At 66.2% G+C, this 25,841-nt stretch carries 20 protein-coding genes; 6 read left to right on the top strand and 14 right to left on the bottom strand.

Going from position 1 to position 25,841, the window contains the following annotated elements:
- Positions 1 to 7: 7 nt before the first annotated feature.
- From VEW47_13075 to VEW47_13025, 11 genes are all read right to left on the bottom strand, one after another.
- Complete coding sequence (locus VEW47_13075) at positions 8 to 1,060, bottom strand: sugar phosphate nucleotidyltransferase (GenBank protein ID HYS06118.1); 1,053 nt, start codon at positions 1,058 to 1,060, stop codon at positions 8 to 10.
- Between the two features lie 16 nt (positions 1,061 to 1,076).
- Positions 1,077 to 1,757, bottom strand: coding sequence for a glycosyltransferase family 2 protein (locus VEW47_13070; GenBank protein HYS06117.1), 681 nt, complete (start codon positions 1,755 to 1,757; stop codon positions 1,077 to 1,079).
- Positions 1,754 to 2,719 (bottom strand): SDR family oxidoreductase, encoded by a 966-nt coding sequence (locus tag VEW47_13065; protein HYS06116.1) that lies wholly within the window; start codon positions 2,717 to 2,719, stop codon positions 1,754 to 1,756. Before VEW47_13065 ends, VEW47_13070 begins: the two co-directional genes overlap by 4 nt.
- Positions 2,716 to 4,014 (bottom strand): UDP-glucose/GDP-mannose dehydrogenase family protein, encoded by a 1,299-nt coding sequence (locus tag VEW47_13060; GenBank protein ID HYS06115.1) that lies wholly within the window; start codon positions 4,012 to 4,014, stop codon positions 2,716 to 2,718. Before VEW47_13060 ends, VEW47_13065 begins: the two co-directional genes overlap by 4 nt.
- Positions 4,011 to 4,970, bottom strand: a complete 960-nt coding sequence (locus VEW47_13055; protein ID HYS06114.1) for a GDP-mannose 4,6-dehydratase — start codon at positions 4,968 to 4,970, stop codon at positions 4,011 to 4,013. Before VEW47_13055 ends, VEW47_13060 begins: the two co-directional genes overlap by 4 nt.
- Before the next feature lie 6 nt (positions 4,971 to 4,976).
- Positions 4,977 to 6,374 carry a nucleotide sugar dehydrogenase gene (locus VEW47_13050; GenBank protein ID HYS06113.1) on the bottom strand — a complete coding sequence of 466 codons (1,398 nt, stop codon included), beginning with the start codon at positions 6,372 to 6,374 and terminating at the stop codon, positions 4,977 to 4,979.
- On the bottom strand, positions 6,340 to 7,554 hold the full coding sequence (locus VEW47_13045) for an MlaD family protein (GenBank protein HYS06112.1): 1,215 nt from the start codon (positions 7,552 to 7,554) through the stop codon (positions 6,340 to 6,342). Before VEW47_13045 ends, VEW47_13050 begins: the two co-directional genes overlap by 35 nt.
- Positions 7,541 to 8,299, bottom strand: coding sequence for an ABC transporter ATP-binding protein (locus VEW47_13040; protein HYS06111.1), 759 nt, complete (start codon positions 8,297 to 8,299; stop codon positions 7,541 to 7,543). Before VEW47_13040 ends, VEW47_13045 begins: the two co-directional genes overlap by 14 nt.
- An 8-nt stretch (positions 8,300 to 8,307) precedes the next feature.
- Positions 8,308 to 9,063, bottom strand: a complete 756-nt coding sequence (locus VEW47_13035) for an ABC transporter permease (protein ID HYS06110.1) — start codon at positions 9,061 to 9,063, stop codon at positions 8,308 to 8,310.
- Between the two features lie 108 nt (positions 9,064 to 9,171).
- Entirely contained in the window at positions 9,172 to 10,710 is a 1,539-nt protein-coding gene (locus tag VEW47_13030; protein ID HYS06109.1) for a hypothetical protein, read from the bottom strand.
- Positions 10,711 to 10,775: 65 nt separating this feature from the next.
- Entirely contained in the window at positions 10,776 to 11,741 is a 966-nt protein-coding gene (locus VEW47_13025) for a glycosyltransferase family 2 protein (GenBank protein HYS06108.1), read from the bottom strand.
- Positions 11,742 to 11,890: 149 nt separating this feature from the next.
- On the opposite strand from VEW47_13025, the gene VEW47_13020 reads away from it, so the two are divergent.
- A complete protein-coding gene (locus tag VEW47_13020; protein HYS06107.1) occupies positions 11,891 to 12,631 on the top strand; it encodes a lysophospholipid acyltransferase family protein in 741 nt (246 codons plus the stop codon).
- A 23-nt stretch (positions 12,632 to 12,654) separates the two neighbouring features.
- Here the strand turns inward: VEW47_13020 and VEW47_13015 are convergent, their stop codons facing one another.
- The 3 genes from VEW47_13015 to VEW47_13005 all read right to left on the bottom strand — a co-directional run bounded on the left by VEW47_13015 (position 12,655) and on the right by VEW47_13005 (position 18,378).
- The gene (locus VEW47_13015) at positions 12,655 to 13,407 is read right to left on the bottom strand and encodes a class I SAM-dependent methyltransferase (GenBank protein ID HYS06106.1); all 753 of its coding nucleotides are present in this window, start codon (positions 13,405 to 13,407) and stop codon (positions 12,655 to 12,657) included.
- A 190-nt stretch (positions 13,408 to 13,597) separates the two neighbouring features.
- Entirely contained in the window at positions 13,598 to 16,702 is a 3,105-nt protein-coding gene (locus tag VEW47_13010) for a hypothetical protein (protein HYS06105.1), read from the bottom strand.
- A 107-nt stretch (positions 16,703 to 16,809) separates the two neighbouring features.
- A complete protein-coding gene (locus tag VEW47_13005; GenBank protein ID HYS06104.1) occupies positions 16,810 to 18,378 on the bottom strand; it encodes a glycosyltransferase in 1,569 nt (522 codons plus the stop codon).
- Positions 18,379 to 18,785: 407 nt separating this feature from the next.
- Between VEW47_13005 and VEW47_13000 the strand changes: the two genes are divergently transcribed.
- The 5 genes from VEW47_13000 to VEW47_12980 all read left to right on the top strand — a co-directional run bounded on the left by VEW47_13000 (position 18,786) and on the right by VEW47_12980 (position 25,745).
- The gene (locus VEW47_13000) at positions 18,786 to 19,979 is read left to right on the top strand and encodes an acetyl-CoA C-acetyltransferase (GenBank protein ID HYS06103.1); all 1,194 of its coding nucleotides are present in this window, start codon (positions 18,786 to 18,788) and stop codon (positions 19,977 to 19,979) included.
- A 6-nt stretch (positions 19,980 to 19,985) separates the two neighbouring features.
- Entirely contained in the window at positions 19,986 to 21,158 is a 1,173-nt protein-coding gene (locus VEW47_12995; protein HYS06102.1) for an acyl-CoA dehydrogenase family protein, read from the top strand.
- A 132-nt stretch (positions 21,159 to 21,290) separates the two neighbouring features.
- A complete protein-coding gene (locus VEW47_12990) occupies positions 21,291 to 22,403 on the top strand; it encodes a glycosyltransferase family 4 protein (GenBank protein ID HYS06101.1) in 1,113 nt (370 codons plus the stop codon).
- Positions 22,404 to 22,458: 55 nt separating this feature from the next.
- Positions 22,459 to 24,435 carry an asparagine synthase (glutamine-hydrolyzing) gene (gene asnB / locus VEW47_12985; GenBank protein ID HYS06100.1) on the top strand — a complete coding sequence of 659 codons (1,977 nt, stop codon included), beginning with the start codon at positions 22,459 to 22,461 and terminating at the stop codon, positions 24,433 to 24,435.
- The gene (locus VEW47_12980; protein ID HYS06099.1) at positions 24,432 to 25,745 is read left to right on the top strand and encodes a glycosyltransferase family 4 protein; all 1,314 of its coding nucleotides are present in this window, start codon (positions 24,432 to 24,434) and stop codon (positions 25,743 to 25,745) included. The genes asnB and VEW47_12980 overlap by 4 nt, the downstream gene beginning before the upstream one ends.
- Positions 25,746 to 25,841: the final 96 nt, after the last annotated feature.

The following is a 25,841-nucleotide window of genomic DNA, read 5'->3' as shown; positions in this document are numbered from 1 at the left end:
CCCCTCCTTAGCGGTATGTGGCCAGGGGGCCTCGCAGCCGGCGCACGGCCTCCCGCACCCGCTGTACGGCGGACCTGCGGCAGACCAGCACCACGTCCCCAGAACGGACCGCCACGACGTCCTGAAGCCCGATGAACACTGTCAGCCCTCCCCCGTTGACCCCGAGGCAGCGGCTCGCGTCCAGAGCGACCATGCGGCCGATGGCTGAGTTTCCCCGTGCGTCATTCTGCAGCAGGCCGCCGACCGCGTCCCAGTTGCCGACGTCCGACCAGTCGAACGGCGCTCGGATGACCAGGAGCTCCCGGGAGCGCTCGAGCACGGCGCGATCGATCGGTGCCCGCGGGATCCGACGCAACACCGCCGCCGGCACCCTCCAGACACCTCGGGAAGCCTGACGGGCCCACCTTTCCAGGGGGGTCGCTATGTCCGGTCGGTAGCGCGCGAGCGCCTGGAGAATCGACGAAGCCTTCCAGACGAAGATCCCGCTGTTCCACAGGTAGCGGCCCGAACGGACCATGCGGGCCGCGCGCGCGGCGACCGGCTTCTCCACGAATGATTCGACCCTGCGCACTCCCGGCATCACCTCTCGGCCCGCGGGCCGGATGTAGCCCAGCCCCGTTTCAGGGGCGAGGGGCGGCACGCCGATCGTGACCAGCCCCCCGGTCATCCGCGCGGCCCGGATGGCGGTGCGCATCGCCGAGCGGAACACCGTTGCAGGCCGGATGGAGTGGTCGGCCGGCAGCACCACCATGATCGCATCGCCGTGCCTCGACCGCAGCCAGTGCGCCGCGATTGCCACGGCTGTGGCCGTGTCGCGGCCGGCCTCTTCCGCCAGGATGTGTCGCGGCGGTATCTCCGGCGCCTGCCTGCGCACCCAGGGAACGTCGGACGCGGCCGTCGCGACCAGGACCCGGAAACGACCGACCAGCGGCGCGATCCTCTCATAGGTGCGGCGGAACATGCTCGACCCGCCCTCCAGCGAGAGGAAGGGCTTGGGCAGCCCGTGCCGGGCGAGCGGCCACAACCGCGTGCCCCCGCCACCCGCGAGGATCACGGCCACGACCGCGGGCCGGGAGTTAATCGAAGAACCGGTACCAGATGATGCACCAGATCGCACTGACGCCGTCCTTCCAGGTGATCTTCTTCCCCGATGCATAATTCCGCCCGTGATAGGACACGGCAACTTCATAAATTCGGCAGCCGAGTCGCGCGACCTTGAGGGTGAACTCGGGCTCGAACCCGAAGCGATTCGACCGGAGCCGCAGGCGCTTGAGGAGGTCCGCCCGGAAGACCTTGTAGCACGTCTCCATGTCCGCAAGGTTGAGATTCGTGAACATGTTGGAAAGTGTCGTCAGGAACCGGTTCCCGACATAGTGCCAGAAGAAAAGCACCCGATGCGTCTCTCCCCCGAATCGCGACCCATACACGACGTCCGCTTTGTCCTCGAGGATCGGTTTGAGCAGGCGTGGGTATTCGAACGGGTCGTATTCGAGGTCGGCGTCCTGCACCAGGACGACGTCTCCCGTGACTCTCGCAAATCCGGTTCTCAGAGCCGCCCCCTTGCCGCGGTTCTTATCGTGATACAGGATCACGAGCTCCGGCGAGCTCAGGCTCCGGAGAACATCACCGGTCCCGTCGCTCGATCCGTCGTCGACGATGATGACCTCCTTCGGGATCGGGACGGCGCGGACTCGTTCGAGGATCTCCCGGATGGTGCCGATCTCGTTGTAGACGGGGATGACGACCGAAAGCCTCATGCTCGAAAGGCGTCTACGGTCCGACGCAGGCCCTCTTCGATGCCGATCTTCGGCTCGTAACCCAGACGCAGGCGGGCCTCGTCGATCGCGGCCAGGGAATGCCGGACGTCTCCGGCTCGCGCCTTCTCGTGGATGGGCCGGATGGGCGAGCCGGTCAGACGCTCCAGGATGCGCAGAAGATCCAGGAGCGTCGCGGCGGTCCCGCAGGCGATGTTGTAGGCGCGGCCGAGGGCGCTGGCGGGCGCATCGCACGCCTTCAGGTTTGCGTCGACGGCATTGTCGATGAACGTGAAGTCGCGCGACTGAAGGCCGTCGCCGTAGATGATCGGCGCCCGCCCCGCGAGGACCGCGGTCACGAAATTGGGGACGACGGCGGCGTACTGAGAGGTCGGATCCTGCCGCGGTCCGAACACGTTGAAGTAACGCAGGGCGACCGTCTCCAGGCCGTACAGGCCGTGAAACACCCGGCAGTAATGCTCGCCCGCCAGCTTGCTCACCGCGTAGGGAGACAGGGGGGCCGTCGTCATCGTTTCGACCTTGGGCAGCGCGGGATTGTCGCCGTACGCCGAGGACGAGGAGGCGTAGACGAAGCGCTTCACGCCCGCCTCGCGTGAGGCGACCAGCAGGTGGAGCGTTCCGCTGGCGTTCACTTCATGGCTGGAGGCCGGATCCTCCACCGAACGCTGAACGGAGGGCAGGGCCGCCTGGTGCAGGACGTGCGTGACACCGCGCAGAGCCCGCCGCACGGCGCTCTGATCCCGGATATCCCCGTCGATCACCTCCGGCTCCGGCGCGCCGGACGGCCGGGGCCGCAGGGCGGCCTCCAGGTTCTGCCGTCGTCCGGTGGAGAAGTTGTCCAGGACCACCACCCTCTCGCCGCGTCGCACCAGAGCCTCGACGACGTGGGAGCCGATGAAGCCCGCCCCTCCGGTCACGAGATAGCGCCGCTCCGACGTCGTCATCGCCCCACTCCCGTGTAGGCGATCCCCAGGCGCTTCATCTGGTCGGGCTCATAGACGTTGCGCAGGTCGACGACCGTCGGTGAATTCAGCGTCGTTTTGATGCGCTCCCAATCCAGGCTGCGGAACTGGTTCCACTCGGTCACGATCACCAGCGCATCGCAGCCTCGAGCGGCGTCGTAGGCGTCTTCGGCGAAGGCGACGTCCGGGAGGGCATGGCGCGCCTCCTGCATCGCCGCGGGATCATAGGCCCGGACGCGGGCTCCGCCCTTCAGCAGCTCCTGGATGATGCGGATCGCGGGTGAATCGCGCGTGTCGCTCGTGTTCGGCTTGAACGACAGACCGAGACACGCGATCGTCCTCCCCTTCAATCCACCCACGGCGCGGGTGATCTTCTCGACCATCCATCCGACCTGGTGCCGATTCACCTCGATCGCCGCCTGGACGATGCGCGCGGGGACACCCCGTTCCCCGGCCATCTTCACCACGGCGTGCGTATCCTTGGGAAAGCAGGATCCCCCGAACCCCGGGCCCGGATGGAGGAACTTCCTGCCGATGCGGTTGTCGAGCCCCATCCCCCGCGCCACCTCGTGCACGTCGGCCCCGACCGCCTCGCACAAGCGGGCGATCTCGTTGATGAAGGAGATCTTCGTCGCCAGGAAGGCGTTGCTGGCATACTTGATCATCTCGGCGCTCACCACGTTCGTGATGACGAAAGGCGTCTCGATCAGAAAGAGGGGCTTGTAGAGGTCCTTCATGATCGCGATGGCCTGGGGGTCCTCCGCCCCGATCACGACACGGTTGGGGCGCATGAAGTCCTCGATCGCGGCTCCCTCGCGCAGGAACTCGGGGTTGCTGGCGACGCTGAAGGGAACGTTCTGGGACTGGTTCCCCTCGATCAGGCCCCTGATCATCGCCCCGGTTCCCATCGGCACCGTGCTCTTGGTCACGATCACTTTGTAACCGTTCATGCAGCGGGCGATTCCCAGAACGACCTCCTTCACGGAACCCAGGTCGGCGGCGCCCCCGTCGCCCAGGGGCGTGCCCACGGCGATCAGGATGACGAGCGATTTCTCGACGGCAGCCTTCAGGTCCGTCGAGAAGGCCAGCCGGTCCTCTCGCATGTTGCGCCGCACCATCTCCTCCAGACCCGGCTCGAAGAACGGCACCTGGCCTTTCTGGAGGAGATCGATCTTCGCGTCGTCCTTGTCCACCCCGACCACCTGAAGGCCGAATTCCGCGAAGCAGGCGGCCGTGACCACACCCACGTAACCCGTGCCGACGACCGTGATGTTCATGCGTGCACCTTCAGGCTCCGGTACCATTCCACGAATCGGCCGATCCCCTCGTCGACGCCGACCTTGGGCTCGTATCCCAGGAGACGCTGAGCCTTCTCGACATCCGCGAATGTCGCGACGACGTCTCCAGGCTGGCCCGGCTCCTGCTCGACGATCGCGCGCTGATGAAGGTTCTTTTCGAGGAGGGTGATCAGCTCGGCGAGGCTCGTGGTCCGCGCCCCGCCCAGGTTGATGATCTCGAATCCCTGCACACGCTCCATCGCGCGCTGGATGCCATCGATGATGTCCGTGATGTAGGTGTAGTCGCGGCGGGTCGAGCCGTCTCCGAAGCGCGGCAGCGGAAGACCGCGGTCGATGAGCCGGGTGAATCTATGGATGGCCATCTCCGGCCGCTGTCGGGGGCCGTAGACCGTGAAGAAGCGCAGAGCGAACACGTTCAGCCTGTACAGCTCGTGATAGGTCGCGCACAGGAGCTCTCCGGACCGCTTCGTGGCCGCGTAGGGCGAGATCGGACGATCCACATCGTCCTTTTCGGAGAACGGCAGCTTCGCGTTGTTGCCGTAGACCGACGACGAAGATCCGAAGATGAATTTCGCCACGCCGTGGCTGCGGCACGCCTCGAGAAGCGTGGTGGTCCCGCGCACATTGACGTCGCAGTAGAGCGCCGGCTGACGGATCGACGGCCGCACACCCGCCCTGGCCGCGAGGTGCACCACCACGCTGATCGGATGCGTCGCGAACACCTTCTCGACGAGCGTCTCGTCCCGGATGTCGCCCTCGATCAGAGTGAAGCCGGGGCGCCCCGCGAGGGACTCGAGATTCCTGCGCTTGATCTCCGGGAGGTAGAAATCATCGAAGCTGTCCAGGGCCACGACCTCGCGACCTTCCTTGACCAGCGCGTCGACCAGATGCGAGCCGATGAAGCCCGCCCCGCCGGTGACCAGGATGTGGGACATTCGGTCCTAGAGCCTCCGGATCCGCTCGCGGCCGGAGGTCACGCCGCGGGTGGCGTTGCGCGTGTCGAGCACGCACTGCGAGTGGCGGACGATGAAATCGTAGTCGTAGGTCGAGTGGTTCGTGACGATGACCACGAGATCCGACGCCTCGAGCTCGTCGCGCCCCAGGTCGACCGAGCGATACTTCTGCCCGCCATCGATCGCGATTTCGGGCGCGAACGGATCGTTGTAACGGACCTCGGCCCCCCGGTCGAGCAGCAGCTTGATGACATCGAGCGCCGGCGACTCCCGGACATCCCCGACGTCCCTCTTGTAGGCCACGCCCAGCACGAGGATCCTTGCCCCGCGGACGCTCTTGCGCTGGTCGTTGAGCGCGTCGACCGCCTTGCTGACGACGTACTGCGGCATGTTGCCGTTGATCTCGGAGGCGAGCTCGATGAACCGGGCCGTGTAATTGAGCGTCTTCAGCTTCCAGGAGAGATAATGAGGATCGATCGGGATGCAGTGGCCCCCCAGCCCCGGGCCGGGATAGAACGGCATGAACCCGAACGGTTTTGTGGCGGCCGCGTCGATGACCTCCCAGACGTTGAGCCCCAGACGATCGCACATCAGGGCGACCTCGTTGACCAGTCCTATGTTCACGCTCCGGAAGGTATTTTCCAGCAGCTTCACCATCTCGGCGGCGCGCGTGCCGGACATGGGAATGAGGCGATCGATGGCCTGCTCGTACAGGGCCCGGGCGACGCGGCCGCAGGCCTCGGTCACGCCGCCGATGATCTTGGGCGTATTGCGCGTGTTGTACCGCAGGTTTCCTGGATCGACCCGCTCCGGGGAGAACGCCAGGAAGAAATCCCGTCCCACCTTGAGACCGGTGGACTCGAGTTTCGGGAGGATGATCTCCTCCGTCGTCCCGGGATAGGTGGTGCTCTCCAGGACCGCGAGGAGCCCGGGGTGAAGGTGGCGCACGATCTCATCCACCGCCGCCACGATGTAGGAGATGTCCGGATCGCGGGTCTTGCGCAGGGGCGTCGGGACACAGATGATCGCCGCGTCGCATTCCGACAGCGCCGAGAACTCGCGCGTGGGCCGCAGCGACTGACGCTTGACGAGAGGACGGAGCTGATCCTCGGTGACATCCTGAACGTACGATCGTCCTTCCCGCAGACTCTCGATCTTCGATCCATCGATGTCGATCCCGAGGACCGTGAATCCGCTCCGCGCGAACTCGCACGCAAGCGGCAACCCGACGTATCCCAGCCCGATGACCCCCAGCCTGGCCTGGCGGGTTCGAATCTTTTCGAGCAGCGCCTCCGCGATTCCGGATGAGACGGCCGGCGGCCTGTCGACGATTGCGACCGCCGCCGGTCCGTTATGGCCCTGGCGTGGCTTCCGGCTCCGCGCCATGTTCACCTCCCCGATCGGACGTGCCTTGCTTCTCTCCCTCGCTCTCCTGTCCCGCACCTTCGTCGCCCTCTCTCTCTTTCGCTCCCTTCTTCCCGTAATGACGCACCAGCCCCTTCCCTACACGGCTCTTCTGGATCCCCGCGACCACATCCTTCAGACTCTGATAGACCTGCGGATCGTTGACGAGTCCTCCAATCGTGCCCTTGCCACCGTCCACCTTGCGCAATATGGAGTCGGCGTGACCGGCCGCGCCATCGATCTTCTTGAGCAGACCGTCGGCGTAGCCTTCGTCATGCATGAGCCGGCCGATGAGTCCGCGTCCCTGCTGGATGCCCTCGGCCGTCTTGCGCAGGGAGGCGGCCGTGGTCCTCAGATCGTTCATCGCCTGGGCCCCGGGGCCGTTCGGGTCGCCCAGCTGAGCCACGAGCCCCTGCTCGGAATCGAGCTTCTGCATCACCGAGCGCGCGTGCGTCAGCGCCGTATCGATGTTGTCGACCTGTTTCCGGGCGAAGGCCTCGTCGGTCAGGATCGCTCCCGCCAGCCCCTTCCCCTTCTCCACCCCCTCCAGGGTCCGTCGCAGCGAGGCCAGGCTGCCCTCGAGGTTCGCCACCCCCTGACGGCCGAACTCCGGGTTATGGATCATCTCCTGCATGATCCCGCCGCCGCGGTTGATGGCGATGAGAAGGTCCCGCAGCGAGGCCGTGATCTCCTTCACGTCGTCGGCGATCCCCTGGCTCTGCTGGAGCGTCTCCTCCCACACCGACACGCCCGGTTCGATGTAGCCATTCGGCGGCAGGGTCGGCCGGTCCGGGTCGCCCGGCGTGAGCTCGATGTACTTGTCCTGGGACAGGTAGGTCAGCGATTTCAGCAGGGCCTGGGTCCCCTCACGGATGCGGTTCGCGTAGGCCCGGTCGACCGAGAACGCCACCTTGATCTTCGTTTCGCGGATGTCTTCGGGGAACTCGATCTCCGACACCGTCCCGATCTGCACGCCGACGAGCCGCACCGGGGACCCTTCAGTCAGGCCGCTGGTATTGTCGAAACGTGTCCAGTACTTGCTCTTGCGGGAGAACAGTCGCTGCTCCTTGCTGATCGCCATGACCCCCACGGCGAACAGGATCAGGCCGATCGAGACGAAGGCCCCGACACTGATCTCCTTGGTCGCCCTAGACAGTCGCAACGGACCCTTCCCTGCCGCCGCTCAGGAAATGACGCAGGCGCGGCACTTTCGAGCTCCGGGCCTCCTCGACCGACCCCACGAAGTCCATCCTGCCGTCGAACAGGTAGGCGATGCGATCGCCGACGAAGAAGGCGCTCGCGATGTCGTGGGTCACCACGACCGACGTCACCTGAAGCCGGCGCTGCAGATCCCGGATGAGCTCGTTGATTGTCGTCGCGGTGACCGGATCCAGGCCCGTGGTCGGCTCGTCGTACAGGATACACCGGGGGTCCATGGCAATCGAGCGCGCCAGGGCCACCCGCTTCTTCATCCCTCCGGAGAGCTCGGAGGGCATGAGCTCCTCGACGCCTTCCAGCCCCACCAGGGACAGTTTCCTGCGCACGGCTTCGCGGATCTCCTCTTCGGGCAGGTCCGTGTGCTCCCGGAGTCCATAGGCGACGTTCTCCAGCACGTTCATCGAATCGAACAGGGCGCCGCCCTGGAACAGCATAGCCACCTTCTTGCGGACGGGAATCAGCTCCTCCTCGTCGTAGTCGACGACGTCGTCGCCATCCACGAGGACGTGCCCCCGGTCCGGCCGGTGCAGGCCGATGATGTGCCTGATGAGGACGGACTTGCCGCTGCCGCTGCCCCCCAGAACGACCATGGTCTCTCCCTGACGGATGTCGAAGGTGATCCCGTCCAGGACCTTCTTGTTCCCGAACGCCTTGTGGACGTCCTTGAACACGACGAAGGCGTCCCCCACCGTCACGCTCAGAAGGCCAGGAAAAACTTCGTGAGGAAGAAGTCGGAGACCAGGACGGCCAGCGAGGCCGCCACGACGGTCTCGGTGGTGGCGCGGCCGACGCCGTCCGCCCCGCCCTCGGCGCTCAGGCCGCTGTGACAGGCGATGAGGGAGATGAACAGCGCGAAGAAAATGGACTTGCCGACTCCGCTCAGGACGTCCTGGACGCTCAGCGCCTGCACCACGTGCTGCATGTAGAACGCCGCAGGCTGGTGCAGCGTGAACACCGCCATGATCAGTCCGCCCATGATGCCCACGAAATCTGCGAACACGACCAGAACCGGCAGCATGATCGCAATCGCCAGGACCTTCGGCACGACCAGCTTGCGCACGGGGTTGGCGGCCATGGCGCGAATCGCGTCGATCTGCTCGGTGACCTTCATGCTGCCGATCTCGGCGGTGATTCCGGCCCCGACCCGACCCCCGACCATGAGAGCGGTCAAAACCGGCCCGAGCTCGCGCACGAGCGAGAGCGCCACGATGTCGCCCACGAAGAGCTTCGCGCCATACGCCGCCAGAGAATAGGAGGTCTGCAGGGAGAGGACCATGCCGGTGAACAGCGCCGTGACGGTGGCGATCGCCACCGAGCGCACCCCGAGGTTGTGCATCTGGTCGAGGACGACCGGCCACTCCGGCCGTCTCCGCACCGTCTCCCTCACCGTCTGACCGAACAGGACGGAGATCGACCCGACGTGGCTCAGGGCGAGACCCAGAACTCCGTTCATGCGGCGGCGTCCTTGCCCTCCCGGGGCCGGCTGGTGACACCTTTCGATGGCGCTAAGTCCCTGAAAGTCTAGCGGATGGACGGGCGCGCAGTCAAGAAACCCTCCCGGCTAGAGCCGCCCCTCCGATGGCGACAGCGGCCTGAATTGCCCGGTCGAGGGATTCCAGAGAAGCACCGCATCATAGGACCGGCCATCCACTTCGGAAGGTTCGGTGACGAGGAATTGATCGAGACGGACATCCAGGTCGCGCCGATACCATCGGATCGCGAATGCGCCGGTTCCCGGCAGGATGAGCTGGTCATCCGGTATCGCGAACACGGAATAGCTCCCGCCGGCTGCGCCCGCATCCCGTTTCAGGAACACCATCGCAATTCTCCTGGCGGACCCATCGTCGGGAATCCGCTCCAGGACTCTCTGGATCAAGGCCTCCGCCCGCTCGCCGCCGTCGTTGAGCCCGGCGATCTTGGACTGGATGGCCTGGGCGGCCAGCATCAGCTGAAAGCCGGCGAAGAGCATCAGGACAACTCGGAGCGGTCGGGACGCGGTGGTCCAGCCCCGGGCCGCGAGACCGGCCAGCAGCGCCAGCCCAAGCGTCACCGAGGAGATATAGATTTCGGAGATGTGCCTCATGAGGACCATCGGAAAAAACGACGCGGCCCATGCGGCGCACAGCAATCCCAGAGCGGGGCCCGGGCCGCCATCCGTCCGCGGCGAGCCCGCAGGTGCGCCGCCGGGATCTGGGAGCGCTTCGTGACGAGCGGCCCACAGTCCGTACCCGAGCGCGGCCGCCACGGCCGTCACATTGGAGGCCAGCCAGGCCAGGTTCGCCGGCGAACGGTCGATCATGACGGGCACCGTGTTTCCGAAGAACAATTCCGCGACAAGGATCATGGCTGCGTTCTTGACCCAGAGGAGAGGATCGAGCGACAGGAACCCCGCGCCGGACGTCGTCGCGGCCCTGCCGGACACCCGGATCAGGAAATAGACGATGAAGACGGTCGCCAGAGCGACCAGCATGATCGATCCATTCCGCACCCGATGCTTCGACCGGGGCCAGACGGTGAACAGGGTTGCCAGCGGGATGAGAGCGATGGCGTACTCCATGTAGCCAAGACCGATGGCGAAGCACAGCGCGACGAGGGGCACGGCGAGCAGCGGTCGCCCGGCCCACCTCGAGGCGATCCATGCCCCCAGCCACACCCAGGCGTTGACGACGAATCTGGCGAAGTTGTCCAGACCGGCGAGGGCGCCCGCCTGGGTGGGGTGAAGGAACACGACGCACGCCGACGCGATGGCGGCCACGCGACCGAGCCTCAACGAACGCATCCAAAGGAAGGCGATGGAGGCGTAGAAGACGAAACTCAGGACATGGAGGATGCGCAGCGAGAGCAGGAGATGGCGTCGGGAGATCCTGCCGAAGAGCCACACCGTCGCGTTCATGAGAGGGCGATAGTCGTCGAAGTTGCTGGCGTGGAAGAACGACGAGGGGCCTTCCATGTCTCCTCGGTCGACCTGGTGAAGTGCGACGAAGTCATCGTTCGAGGGCTTCACGCCGAAGGACTGTCGATAGAGAAGCAGCTGGAGACCCAGGACCGCGATGAACAGGGCGGTGAGGAATCGGCCGGTCGAGCGGGGCGATGTCGGCATGGCCCCGGCATCTGGACCGCCCGAGGGAGGCGACCCGCCCGCCCGGCCCGCTGCCGACCGCCGGGTCATCGCAATGCCCTGGACCTGTCCTCTGGAGACACATCGTCACCCAGGAGTTCGCTGACGATGGCGATCGGCCTCGCCTTCACCTCATCGAAGATGCGGCCGATGTACTCGCCCAGGATGCCGAGTGTGAGGAGTTGCACGCCGCCGATGAACAGAACGGAGAGGGCGATCGTCGCCACTCCGGCGCCGCGGGGGAGGATCCCCATCAGCTTCCAGGTCAGGACGACGAGAAACCCGATGAAGGCCAGGCCGGATATCGCGAGACCGAGCATCGACGCGAGACGCAGCGGGACGTAGGAGAATGAAATCATTCCATCGAGGGCGAGGCGACAGAGCTTCGTGAACGTATACTGCGGTCGGCCGCTCCGGCGGGCATCGCGATCGACAGGAACGCCCACCTGACGTCCGCCAACCCAGGCGCGCAGGCCCCGGACGTAGCGCAATCTCTCGGGCAGCCGATTCAATCGCGCCACGAACTCCCCGCCCATGACGCAGAAGTCGCCGGAGTCGACGGGAATCGGGACGCTCGCCAGCCGGGTCAATATCCTATAGAAGACGGTGTAGGCGGCGCGCTTGAACAGGTTCTCCGGTCGCGTGCGGCGGACCGCGTAGACGACCTCGGCCCCCTCCAGATAGCGGCGATGGAGCTGGACCAGATCGCTGGGTCGATCCTGCAGGTCGGCGTCCATGATGGCAATGGCGCGACCGCGCGCGTATTGAAGCCCGATGGAGACGGCCGCCTGATGTCCGAAGTTTCGGCTGAGGATGACGGCCCGGACGTTCGTGTGGCTCGCGACCAGCCCGCGAATGACATCGACGGTGCGGTCGCGGCTCCCATCGTCCACGAACAGGACCTCGAAGGCGATCCCGGTGGGACCGAGCGCGGCCCCGAGCTCTTCGAGCAGAACGGGAAGATTCTTCTCCTCATTGTAGGCCGGCACGACGACGCAGAGATCCGGAGTCACGACCCCCACCCGGTCCCGTGGGTCGCCACGTTGCGCCCTGACGGGCGGCGCCCGACACCGTGAGACCCCTTGTGCCGCATCGCAGCCCTCCTCCGGACGAGACAGGAAGCGGGCCAGACTATACTGCAGGGCCTCATGCGGGAGGCTCGTTGTATCTTCTCAGGCTGATGATTGTGATCATCTCTACGGCTGTCCTCGCGAGCCTGGGGATCGTCCTCTGCCTGCTGGTGCCCGGAGGATCGGCCTTGATTCCCCTGGCCCGCTTTTGGTCCTGGCTGATCCTGAAGACCTATGGAGTTCGCAGCAGGGCGGTGTTTCACTCGGAGTTCTCCCCGGATGTCCCCTGCATTTACGTCGCGAATCACCAGAGCCAGTTCGACATTCCCGCTTTGGTCGTCGCCATGCCGACGGATTTTCGAATCGTGGCCAAGCGCGAGCTTCTCTATATCCCGATATTCGGCTGGGCCCTCTGGCTCGCGGGATTCATCTTCATCGATCGGACCGACCGCGAAAAGGCCATCCGCCGGCTGGGGAGGACGTTGCGCATCATTCGACGGGGCGTCTCGGTCATCGTGTTTGCCGAAGGGACGCGCAGCCCGGATGGTCGCCTGCTTCCCTTCAAGAAGGGTGGCTTCATCCTGGCCCTGCAGGCGGGTGTACCCGTGGTCCCGGTCTCGATTCGGGGCGGGCGCGATGTCCTTCCCAAGGGGAGTCTGCGCGTGAGACCGGGCACGATCGAGGTCGTCTTCGGCGCCCCCGTTCTCACCGCGGACTACACGCTCGACACCAAGGACGCTCTGATCGCCACGGTGCGCGAGCGCATCGGCGAGGGTCTCGCACGTCCGCCGGTCTCCTGTTGCGACAGGCCCCCGACGTCCGCGGCTCGATGACCCGGTCCCTGCACTCGCCTGGGTCAGGACTTCGATCCCACGGCCAGCACGGTCACGCCGAAAGGGAAGCTTAGGAAACGCAGCGGAAAACGCTCGGCCGCCAGCAGGTGGCTGAGCGCCGCGTTGACCGGCCCGGGAAGCTTCACGAAATCGTCGCGCGTCTCGAGGCTCCCCTCCCGGCTTCCGATGAATTTCTTGAGGTTGCGGTAGAGCAGCAGCGGCAGCATGAAGAGCGGCTGGAAATAGCTGAGCTTGCGCACCCTGAGGCCGGCGGCTTCGAGACGCTCGCGGAGCTGTCCGGTCGTGTAGCGGCGATGATGGCCGTACATCGTGTCGTGATCTCCCCACAGGAACATGAAGGCCGGGACGCTCACGACCAGCACCCCGCCGGGCCGCAGGACACGCACCAGCTCGCGGATGGCCCGTCGATCGTCGATGAGATGCTCCAGGACGTCGATGCACGTAATGAGGTCGAAGCTCTCCTCGCGCAAGGGCAGCGATTGGAAGTCCGCGCGGAACATGCGTCTGAAGCCCCGCCCCGCGCAGAATCGCAGGGCGTCCTGCGAGTAGTCGGTGCCGAAGGTATCGCCGTGGGGCGCAAGATAATCGAGCAGGTTCCCAGGCCCGCAGCCCAGGTCGAGAATCCGCGGTGCGCGGCCGGCGACCTTCGGCGGGAAATTGCGCCGGACGACGTCGGTCACGATCCGGTACTTGCCGACCAGCCACCAGTAGGACTGTCCGAGATCGTAGTAGCGCTCCAGATGCTCGTAATCCATGACCCTTTCATGCTCGTGTCCGGCTGGCGCCCGCGCGCCATACGCCGTGTTCCATCGTACACCGCGGGCGGGTCGCCGGTGCCGCCGAACTCCGTGCGTTGTCCAGGCACTCCCCGCCGCCCGTGTTCAACGCATCCCCCGGTCCTCAGGACTCTTCGAGGCGCGACCGCCCGCGCCGGTCGGCGAGCCGTCAAAAATACTTCAACAGGGCGATCTGGAACTCCGTGCCGCCCCGGAGGCGTTCGAAGTCGGACTGCAGGGCCACGCCGATGTCGAACTGCAGGAGGGTCTCCCACGGACCCATGGTGTTCCCCGAGATCCCGAATCCCGTGAACCGGTGGAAGTCCTCCGAGGTGAGGCCGTCGCGGACGTAGGCGTGATCGAGGGAGGCCTCGAAACGAACGACGTTGGCGAGGTTGAAGGCATACTGCGCGCGCCCGATCCCCCCCTGGTCGTAGCGCACGCCCGACCCGGAGAACCCGCGCACGCGATTTCCGAAGAAGGAGAACTGGAACTCGCTGAACCGGTCGAGGCGCGAGCCGTTCTGCCAGATCGCCTCGAAGCGAAGTTTCTGGAACAGCGGCAGGAACACCTGCTTGGCGACGCTGTACTCGTACGTCTCGTAGTTCTTCTGGGAGGGATCGAACTCTCCCAGACAGGACCCGGGCGACGGACAGGGGAGCGTGTCGTCGCCCCACGGCTCCCATGTGCTGCGATAGTTCTTCTGCGCGGCCGCGCTCACCGTCCAGGCGGCCCTGTTGAACTCCCACGCGAGACCCGGTGACTGGATGAAGGTGTCGGAGGGAACCACAAACGTCTTTGTTTTCTTGTCGCGACTGTGGTTGGCGTACTCCAGCTCGTACGTCGCCTTGAGTCTCATGAAGTTCCCGATCGGCGCCCCCAGCGAGCCCGAGACGCTCTGGTCGCGCACGTCCACGTTGCTCTCGGGAAGAGCCTTTCCCTGCACGAAGAGCTGGTCGGTAATGTTCACGGCCAGCGCGACCACCTGCACGGTGGCGTCGATCTTCTTGTCGAACACGTGTGGATCGGTCAGGGAAAACAGGTTGATCACGCCGGCGATGAATGCGGTCAGTTGCGTGTTGTGGCCGCCGACGTCGAAATTGAAGTAGCCGGCCCCGGCGAGCGGCAGGACAGGATAATCGAGCCCCGGCTGACGGTAGAGGCCGGCGAGCCCCAGGAGGGCCGATTTCTGCAAGCCCTCCTTCACCACCCGTCCGCCACCCTCCGTGCGCTCCAGGTAGCGAAGCCCCTTGTCGGTGTCGCGCAGCATCTGACTGTCGGAGCGGTACGCCCCCTCCCTCGCGGCCGCGAATCCCGGATCGTTGATCCGGACATTCTTGAAGCCGATCTCGCGCAAGAGGACCAGATTCTGACCGACGAAGGTCAGAATCTGCTGCCCCTCGACGCGGGTCAGAATCCAATAGGTGGATCCGTCGGGTCCGGCGAGCGGCGAGAACATGTCGTTTTCCTCGTTTGAGACGACGGGCGCCGACAGGTTCGTCTGCACCGTCGACGTCTTCACCGGCGCAAACGTGCGTGTCTCAATCCAGGCGCGACCTTCATAGAGCGTCTTGGTGCGATCGATCGGCTTGAAATCCACGACATAACAGTCGAATTCTCCGACCTTGTCCCGACCGACATACTGATAGGCGTAGTCCTTGTTGAGATTGATGTCCAGAGGAAGCGTGAACACCTTTTCGGGTTGAGGAATGGGGAGTTCCGGCAGCTTCTTGCCCCTCCAGAGCACGCCGTTATAATAGAGGGCACGTTGCTGCCACTCGGCCCCCATCGCAGGGTCCCAGAAAAACGCATTGTCAAAACTCACGTCAATTGTATTGCTGCCCCCGACCTTCCCGTGGTACGTCAGCAGGGCGTCGGCGCGGTAGTTCTGGAGCCGATATCTCTGGTCCACCATGAACGCCTGGTGCGCGGCCATGATCTCTTCGGCCGTGATCAACCCCGTGCCCTTGATCTGCACCTGCTCCTTTTCCGCCTCGAAGCCCTTGATTGGAACCCGCGAATACAGGAGGACCAGCGGCCGCGCGTAAAGGGGCACCGGCACGCGGGTCGTGTTGCTCTTGAAGTCCGGCTCCACCGGTCCGCCCGGCGGACCTGCGGACCCTCCGATGATGTCGTAGATCGCCACACCGCGCACCGCCGCGGTTGGAATGACGAGACGCCCACCACGCTCCTCAACCGGCGGGCGTGCGAAGAATCCGATCAGCCCCTGGAACGAGTCCGCATCGAAGAAGGAGTAGGACGTGACCCCCTGGACGGTACGCGATCCGGCGTCGGCGGACGCCTCGAGCACCGCGCCGGTCCCCGTGACGCGCGTGTACGTCGGCAGGAAAAGCCGGTGGAGGTCGAGGAGGACGCCCGGGAATTCCGGCTGCCCGTTGACGTCGGCCTCGAGGTCGAAGCTCACCACGGCGGCGCCCTCTCCCTGCGTCACGATGAACTTGCCGAGCAGGTCCGCCGCACGCCCCCGGTCGTCCGGTCCCTCCAGCGGCGCGCCGACCACCCAGAGCTGCGCCGAGGGGTCGCTCTCCAGCATGAGATCGTAGGCCCGCGATACGACCCTCTCGACGGGGACGGCCGGCGGCGGACGCACGGGCAGCACGTCGACATAGGTGGCGGTCCCCTGCTCGTACAGGGCCTTCTGCCACGCCAGGTCTTCGTCGAGAGTGTCCGCCCCAAGGGCGAGGGCCCCCTGCACCACCAGGGCCCCGGGGTCGACGGAACGGATCACGACTGAGGTGTTCTTCAGGACGTACGCAAACTCCGCCACCCTGTCGATTGGCCAGCCGGGTGCGCGGTTCGGTCGGTCCCAGATCTCGTAGTACCTCACGCGCCCCTTGAAATGCAGCGCGGCCGCGCGGGTGAAATCGAGCCAGCTCTTGAGGATTGCCGACCGGCCCGGCGATGGGACCGCTGCGGACGAGTCGACGGCCGTATTCGGTCCGTACAAGCAGAGCGTCACGTCGAAGCGCGCCGAGCGATACGGGTCGACGATCCGATCGACTTCGCTCCAGTCGTATTGTCCGGCCCGCGGCTCGAGCAGGCCCCAGGGCGCACGGATGCGCACGTACAAGGGATGGTCCGCCGCGATGGAGGGGTCCTCGATCGGATCGGGCAGGAGAAACTCCTCCCGCTCACCGCTCAGGTCATACTCGTACCCGAGTCCGAGCACCGGGAGACGCGGACCGCCCTCGCCCGCGAACACCGGAAAGGCCAGCACCATCGGGAGAACCACGGCGACGAGCGAGCGGCTCATGGGCAGCGGACGTTAGCAGACGGCGAACGGACAGTCAAACACCGGAGCCGTCGGGCCTCGGGTTCCTTCCGCCGTACAGGCCTGTCGGGCGGCGACCGACCCGCGCCTCAGCGCCGGCCGGCTCCCCGGGCCACGCGTCTTTCGGGAGTCGGGGACGCGGATTGCTCTTCCGTCGTCAGGGCGACGTCCGGTATCGCGCGCCGGGCACGCGCCACGATCACCGTCTGGAACGAGAACGGACCCGGGAAGAGCAGGGCCAGGACCCTCCACAACTGGGTCATCCAGCGGGTCAGACGTCCGTCCCCGAAGACCAACTGCAACGGGACGGGCGTCCCCTGGCTTCTCTCGACGACGAACCCCGTTTCGCGGATGAGCCGCTTGAACGAGCCGCGCGTCATCAGGCGCCTGTGCGTGATATCGAGAATGCCCCGGTCCCCGTACTCGAAGCGTCCGAGCAGCAGTCCGAGGCGGATCGAAAGAAAGGCCACATTGGCCGTCGAAAACACGAAGAGCGTGTCCTTGCCGCCCCTCCTGGACTCGCGCAGGCGCAACAGGAAGGTCTCCGGCTCGCTGAGGTGCTCGAGCACGTCGAGACACAGGACCATGTCGTAGTCGAATGGATTGGTGGGCGGAAGGCCGCGATCGAGGTCGCAGGGCCAGTACCTGTCGCACGCCGTGGGACGAAGCGGCGCCCGATCCGCTCCATCGTACCGGAGATGAGGGAAGGACTCTTTCGCGCGCGCGCCGACGAAGCCCTCACCGCAGCCCAGGTCCAGCACAGCCTGCGGCCGGGACTCCCGGATGCAGTGCAGGGCCGCTTCGTGGGCCGAGCCTTCGAAACGCGTCTTGTCCACGTACAGCGTCCGGCGACCCTGCAGGTCACGGAACCTGAGCGAGCAGCCCATGCCGTGGGTCTGAAGCCAGAAATCGAGGCTGCTCCGCAGGACCCCCCAGGCATACCGCATCCCGGGAACCCGGCAGACCTCTCCGGCATATCGGGTCGGGATCTTGATTTCGCTCGCCCCGGCGTCGAGATAAAAAGCCTGGAGCAGGATCTCCGTGTCGAAATCGAAGCCGTCGGAATTCAACTCGAAAGGGACCCGTGCAAGAAAGTCGGTGGAATACATTCGCATGCCGGTGTGATATTCCTTCAAGCGCCTGCCGGTCAGTCGGTTCTGGATCCACGTCAGCACGCGGTTCCCGACGACCTTGTAGAGCGGCATCCCTCCACGACGGGCGGAGCGGATGCTCCACATGCGGGAGGCCAGCACCACGTCCCCCCCGGTCTTGATCGCCTCGCCCAGCATCACGGGCAAGGCCTCCGGAGGATATTGACAGTCTCCGTGCAGAAGAGCCACATGAGTGAACCCGCCGACCTTCAGGGCGTACCGGTAGCCCACCTTCTGGTTTCCACCGTAGCCCTGATTCTCATCGTTTCGGACGACCCGCCATCCGGAGAACCCATGTTCTGCAAACAGCGCCTTCGCACGATCGCTCGTACGATCGCCGGACGAATCGTCGAGCAAGAGGATGAACCAGCGCTCCTTCATCCCCTCCACCTGCGCCAGGCGCCCGATCAGTTCGGGCAGGTGCGGCTCGGCCTCGTAGGCCACGATGATCAGGAGCGGGCGCACCCGGTCCGGCAAGCCGGGCTCTCCGACTGGCAGGTCGTTCACGACCGCCCCGACGCTGCAGTCCGCGCGGAGCGCTGCTTCAGGGTTTCCGCGCGCGAGGGAATGGACGAACGCGTCCGTGGGTGGGAGAGGGGCGTTGAGCCGGGACGGGCCGCCCGGAACCGGACCATCCTGGCATGACGGTCATCAACACGACACCGCGGCAGCACGTTCGCGGCCTCCCGACCCGAAGCCCGCTCCTGCCGCAGCTCGCCCTTTGCCTGGCCCGATTGTGCGGGTGGAAGGACCATTGCCGATCACCGCGCGGTGTGCGGACTTTTTCGCTTGGAGCGAGAATCGTACCAAAACGCGCGAGGCACCGTCAACCCGCGGGGCGCGGCTTCGAATGAGGTGGACCGTGCTATCGTATGTTCTTCCTGAGCGCTCGGCGGACAAGGGATTCGTTGGAAATGAGCGGCGTAATTGAGATCGTCATCGCGGGCGCCGTCCGGACCCCTCTGGGGAAATTCGGCGGCTCCCTGTCGTCACTCACCGCTCCCGAGCTGGGTGCGGTGGCGGCCCGTGCGGCCATCGACCGTGCCGCCCTGACGCCCTCGGACATCGAGGAGACCATCATGGGGAACGCCCGGCCGGCCGGGGTGGGCCCCAATCCCGCCCGCCAGATTGCGCGCCGTGCGGGTGTCCCCGACACGTCCCCGGCCTACACCGTGAACATGGCCTGCGGGTCCTCGCTGCGTGCCATCGTCAGCGCCTGCCAGTCGATCGCCGCCGGCGATCGCCAGGTGGTGCTGGCGGGCGGGGCCGAATCGATGAGCCGCGTTCCCTACCTGCTGGAGGGCGCGCGCTTCGGCTACAAGATCGGACACCAGCGCGTTACCGACGCGATGTACCGGGATGGTTTCCTGTGCCCGCTCTGCGACCAGATCATGGGCGAGACCGCCGAGACCCTGGCCGAGCACTACCGGATCACGCGCGCCGAGCAGGACGCCTTCGCGGCGGAGTCGCAACAGCGCTGCGAGCGTGCCCGCAAGGAGGGCCGTTTCGCCGACGAGATCGTGCCTGTAGTGATCGCCGGGGCGAAGGGCGAAATCGTGGTCTCGGCGGACGAGCATCCTCGAGACGGAGTGACGGCGGAATCCCTCTCGACCCTGCCGGCCGTGTTCAAGAAGAACGGCACGGTCCATGCCGCATCGTCCTCCGGTCTGGTCGACGGCGCCTCCGCCATGATCGTTCTGTCTGCAGCCGCTGCGACCCGCCTGGGTGTGCACCCCCTGGTCCGCGTCGTGGCTTCCAGCTCGGCGGGGGTCGATCCGGCGATGATGGGGATCGGCCCCGTCCCCGCGGTTCGTGAGCTCTTGAGCCGGACCGGGCTCACGATCAACGATCTGGATCTCATCGAGATCAACGAGGCCTTCGCCTCCCAGGTGCTGGCCTGCCAGCGCGATCTCGGGTTCGATCTGGCGCGCACCAACGTGAACGGCGGTGCCATCGCCCTGGGCCACCCCATCGGCGCGACCGGAGCGCGCATCACCACGAGCCTGATCCACGAGATGCGACGGCGCAAGGCGCGGCGCGGTCTGGCCACGCTCTGCATCAGCGGCGGGCTCGGGATCGCCCTGTTGCTCGAGCCGGTCGAGTCCTGACCTCCCATGAAGCGCCCCTACCAACCGCTCGACTTCCTCGCGCTGGACGACCTGCTCAGCGACGACGAGCGTCTCGTGCGCGACACGGTGCGCGCCTTCGTCGGCGACCGGGTCCTGCCGATCATCGAGTCCCATTTCCGCGCCGGGACGTTCCCGGCCCACCTCGTCCCGGAGATGGCGGCGCTCGGTCTGCTCGGGTCGAATCTGCACGGATTCGGGTGCGCCGGGCTGAACAATGTCGCGTACGGGCTCATCATGCAGGAGCTGGAGCGGGGCGACAGCGGCCTGCGGTCGTTCGTGTCCGTCCAGGGCGCCCTGTGCATGTACCCCATCCTGACGTTCGGCTCCGACGAGCAGAAGGAACGCTGGCTTCCGGCCATGGCCAGGGGTCAGGCCATCGGATGCTTCGGTCTGACCGAGTCGGACGCCGGTAGTGATCCGGCAGGCATGCGGACACGCGCCGCCCGCAAAGGCGATCGCTACGTGCTGAACGGCGCCAAGGCCTGGATCACCAATGGATCGATCGCCGACGTCGCCATCGTGTGGGCGAAGTGCGACGACGGGGCGATCCGCGGTTTCCTCGTGGAGCGAGGGACCTCAGGCTTCTCCACGCGGGACCACGGTGGGAAGTTCTCGCTCCGGGCCTCGGTGACCTCCGAGCTCGTGCTCCAGGATTGCGCCATCCCGGCCGCGTGCCTGCTGCCCGGCACGAACGGCCTCAAGTCCGCGCTGCAGTGCCTCAACCAGGCACGCTACGGCATCGCCTGGGGCGGCATCGGGTCGGCGCAGGCGGTGTTCGAGGAGGCCCTGACACACGCCAAGGAGCGTGTCGTCTTCGGGAAGCCGATCGCCGCCTTTCAGATCCAGCAGGAGAGGCTGGTGTGGATGGCCAGCGAGATCACCAAGGCGCAGCTCCTGGCGCTGCGTCTCGGCCGCCTGAAGGACGAGGCGAAAGTGACGCCCACCCAGATCTCCCTCGGGAAGCGGAACAACATCTGGGTCGCGCGCGAGTGCGCCCGCCTCGCGCGGGAGATCCTCGGCGCCAGCGGCATCACCGATGAGTACCAGGCCGGCCGGCACCTGTGCAACATCGAGTCGGTCTACACCTACGAGGGGACGCACGACATCCACACCCTCATCCTCGGCGAGGCCCTGACCGGGCATTCCGCTTTCACCTGAGAGATCGGTTCTGTCCGAGAGAGACGCGACCCCGGTCCGACGCGTGGCGTTGAGCGGCCGCCACCGGGCGCGGCCACCGCGGACATCAGGCCGGACGCCGGCGCACGCGACGGCCCCTGGAGGAGGATGACCGTGACCTCGAAGGCGGAAGGACGCCCCCGCCTCTGCTTCGTCGGCCCGCTCGCCGGGAGCCGCCACGGATACGTCGTCACCCAGGGTGTGTGGCTGTCACGGCATTTCCGCGACGCCGGCTACGACGTGACCGCCGTGTCCGCCTCCCCCAACCGCTATGCGCGTCTGCTGGACATCACCTGGACGCTTCTCAGGCGGCGTCGACGGATCGACATCCTGTTCCTGCATGTCTACGGGGGGGCCAGTTTTGTCGTCGAGGACGTGGCCAGCCTGATCGCGCTCCGCTCCCGCCACCGGATCGTCATGATGCTGCACGGCGGAGCCATGCCTGAGTTCATGGCGTCCTTCCCGCGCTGGACGCGACGCGTCCTGAGGAGGGCGGATGCAATCGTCGCCCCCTCCCCGTTTCTCGCACGGGCCCTCGAGCCCTACGGCCTTCGTTGCGGAGTCATTCCGAACGTGCTCAACATCAGGCTCTACCCGTTCCGCCTTCGGAGCGTGCTCGGGCCCCGTCTCTTCTGGATGCGCTCGTTTCATCCCGTGTACAACCCGCTCATGGCGGTGGACGTGCTCGAACGTCTTCGAACGACCCATCCCGATGCGACTCTGGTGATGGGGGGCCAGGACAAGGGGATGCAGGCTGACGTGGAACGCCACGCACGGGATCGTGGTCTCGGCGACGCGGTACGTCTCCCCGGCTTCCTCGACATGGAGCGCAAACTGCGCGAGGGATCCGCCTCCGACATCTTCATCAACACGAGCCACGTCGACAACATGCCCGTCGCGGTCCTCGAGGCGGGCGCGCTGGGGCTCCCGGTGGTCAGCACGACCGTCGGAGGTATCGCGGACCTGCTGAAGGATGGGGAGACCGCGCTGCTGACTCCCGACGGCGACGTCGAGGCGATGGTCGAGGCGATTCGACGCCTCCTGCGCGATCCCGATCTGGCCGGTCGCCTGTCCGCAGCGGGCCGGCGCCTCGCCGAGCGCTCCAGCTGGGATCAGGTGCGCTCTCAGTGGGAGTCCCTGTTCGCGTCGCTGCTGATCGACGCGGACGCACGGGGGAGCGGGGGCGGCCACGGGCCGCATGGGACGCCGGGGCCGGCTCCGCGCTGACGGTAGAATAGGCGCAGAACGGATCTTCGGCGCGCCGGGAGAGGGAGAACAGGCGATGTGCGGCATTTTCGGAGTCGTGGGTGAGCCGGTGCCCGCCGCGATCGATCGGGCCTGCGACGCCATGCGCCACCGCGGTCCCGACGATCGGGGCGCTTACCTCGACGAAGGCGCCGGGCTGGGAATGACGCGCCTCGCGATCCTCGACTTGTCCCAAGCCGGCCACCAGCCGATGGGCACCGATGACGGCTCTCTGTGGATCGTCCACAACGGCGAGGTCTACAACTTCGGGGAGGAGCGCCGTCGACTTGAGGCGAAAGGACTTCGTTTCCGATCGCACACGGACACCGAGGTGATCCTGCGCCTGTACGAGGAGTTGGGCCCCGCGTGCGTCGATCGCCTCCGCGGGATGTTCGCGTTCGCCGTCTGGGATGCCCGGGATCGGCGCCTGTTTGCGGCACGGGACCGCCTGGGCATCAAGCCCCTCTACTTCGTGTGGAACGGCCGCAGGCTGGTCTTCGCTTCCGAGTTGAAGGCCCTCCTGGCCAGTGGCCTTGTGGAGAATCGCCTCTCAATGGAGGGGCTGGCGATGTACTTGACCTTCGGCTACATCCCCTCACCCCATACGCTGATCGAAGGCGTGCAGGCGTTGCAGCCCGGGCATCACCTGACCCTGGAGAAGGATCGCCTGACGGTGAGACGCTATTGGGATCTGCCGACGGGCAGCGACCGGCCGGCCTCTCCCCTCGCAGGAGAGCGGGAGGCGGCCGCGCAGCTCCGCGCCCTCCTGACAGAGAGCATCCGCCTGCGGCTGATCAGCGACGTGCCGATCGGTGCCTTCCTGAGCGGCGGGATCGACTCGGGGGCCGTCGTGGCTCTGATGGCCGAGGCCCGCTCAGGGCCGGTCAGGACTTTCTCCGTCGGCTTCGATGAGGCCGGAAAAGACTTGGACGAGACCGACGAAGCGGCCCTTCTGGCCAAGCATCTGGGAACGGACCACACGCGCCGCATCGTGACCGGCCGCGACGCGGCGGCAATCGTCGATCGCCTCGGCCGGGCCCTCGACCAACCCTCTATCGATGGGATCAACAGCTATGTCGTCTCGCAGGTGGCACGCACAAGCGTGACCGTGGCGCTGATGGGAGTCGGTGGGGACGAGCTATTCGCCGGCTACCCACACTTCTGGCGGCTCCACTGGGAGTACCGGAACGGGGGATGGCCCCACAGGGTCCAACGGGAGATCAAGGCGGCTCTTGCGGCGACAGGTAACCTGATCGAGCCCTGGTTCCGGGGAACGACTCTGGATCGGTATGTGGACTGGGCCCGCGTGCAGCACGGTTTCGTCACGCGCTACGGTCTGTCACGCACCCTGTTCCCGCCGGCGCAACAGCGCGCACTCTGCACCCCTGGATTGGCGGCATCGGCCCCGATCGGACGGCTTGCCTCCGACTACCTGGGCTCCCTCGACGACCCATGCGCCCATGACCTGATCGCGCGTGTCAGCCGGCTCGACCTCAGGGGCTACATGGCGCAGTGTCTGCTGAGGGACATGGACGCAATGAGCATGGCACACTCGCTCGAGGTGAGAGTGCCCCTGCTCGACCATCGACTCGTCGAGTTCGCTTACGCCCTGCCGGGCTCCTACAAGTATCAACCCACGGATACCGCCCCACCCGGTGGTGAACGGGAGGCCAGCTATCGCCAGATCGGCGCGAAGCGGATCCTCATAGAATCCGTGCGCGATCTTCTGCCGGCCGGTTACGAAGACCGGCCCAAGAGCGGATTTCACCTGCCCATGGCCTCGTGGATGAAAGGCGCTCTCCGGCCCGCCGTGGAGGACCTGCTCGCCAAGGCGTCGGTGCAGCGGCGGGGGCTGTTCCGACCCGAGGCCGTTGCCGGACTTGTAGAAGGATTCCTTCGCGGTGCCGTTCCCTGGCACCAGGTCTGGGCGCTCGCGGCACTGGAGCTGTGGCAGCGCCAGGTCCTCGACGCGGGCGCCGCCGCCCTGGCAACTGATCAGCGAGTCACCGCGTGAGCGAGGGGGCTCCCCTCAACGTGATCTACGTGCAGAACGGCAGCGGCACGGGAGGGACTGGATTCAGCCTGGACGTCTTGCTCACGCATCTGGACACCGGCCGCTTTCGGTCGCTCGTCTGGACGTGCAACGACGGTCCCATGGTGCGGCGGTGGGAAGAGCGAGGAGCCCGGGTGGTTGTCCACCGGATGCATCTCTTCGAGGGTCTCGACCCCACCTTCGTGCTGGGCGCCATCGAACGCGATCCGGCACGCTGGCGCCGATGGGGCCTCCAGACCCTGAATGCCGCCAGGGCGGTCGCGGCCCTGCCGGGTGAAATCTTGTTCCTGCGTCGCCTCCGGGCCGGGCATGGGGTCATCGTGCATGTGAACTCGATCGTCGCGCTGACCGCCGGCCTTTCGGCGGGACTCCTCGGTCTGCCGGTCGTCTGGCACGTGCGCGAAATCCTCGCTCAGGGCTTCTGGGCGCGCCTGGCGCGCCGGATCATTCTTCACTCGGCCTCCCGCATCGTCGCCGTCTCCGAGGCAGCCGCCGAGCCCTTTCAAGACGCGGACGTTCCGGTGCAGGTCATCCACAACGCGGTCGATTTGAGAGGATTCGATCCGACCATCGACGGCGCCTCCGCCCGCCACAAACTGGGTCTCCCCTTGGATGCGCCCGTCGTCGGCTTCGTCGGAAAGCTGTTCCCGAGCAAGGGAGCCTTCGATCTGCTGCGGGCCATGCCGCTCGTGCTCAGGGAGATTCCCTCCGCGCACTTCCTGATCGTAGGGGGAGACGATCGTCCGCGGACCCTCTCGGCGCAATCAACCTGGAAGAGCAGACTCCGGCGGCTGCTCGGTTTCGGGCAGGCGATCGACCACCTGCGGCTCCTCCGCCTGGAGGCGGACCGTCAGGGTCTCGGCGATCGCATCCGTTTCCTCGGGTCGCGCCACGATGTGCGCTCGCTCCTGTCGGCCATGGACGTCGTCGCGCTGCCTTCGCACACGGAGTCGTTCGGCAGGACGATCATCGAGGCGATGGCCATGGCCAGACCGGTCGTGTCCGTCGCCGTCGAGGGAATCCTCGACCTCATCCGCCACGACGAGAACGGAATCCTGATCCCGCCTCCCCCGCGGGCGGAGGATCTGGCCGTTGCCATCGTTTCTCTCCTCAATGACCGTAGCCGTCGGGGGGCCTTGGGGCGGGCGGCACGTATCTCGGTCGTCGATCGGTTCGCGGCGGAGCGCCATGCGCGAGCAATCATGGCCATCTACGAGGAATTGGCGAGCGGCCACATCGGGCGCCAGGTCCAGATGCCACGGGCGTACTGAGGCCGCACGCCGAGGTCCGACTTGACCAAGCCCATGAGAACCGTGGCCGGGACATCGATTCCCTGGAGCGCGAGGCGGTAGAGGAGCGCGGGCCAG

Source organism: Candidatus Dormiibacterota bacterium (genome assembly GCA_035635555.1).
Classification (GTDB): domain Bacteria; phylum Acidobacteriota; class Polarisedimenticolia; order Gp22-AA2; family Gp22-AA2; genus Gp22-AA3.
The sequence above is the reverse complement of the archived record's forward strand: the minus strand, read 5'-3'. Positions and strand labels throughout refer to the sequence as shown.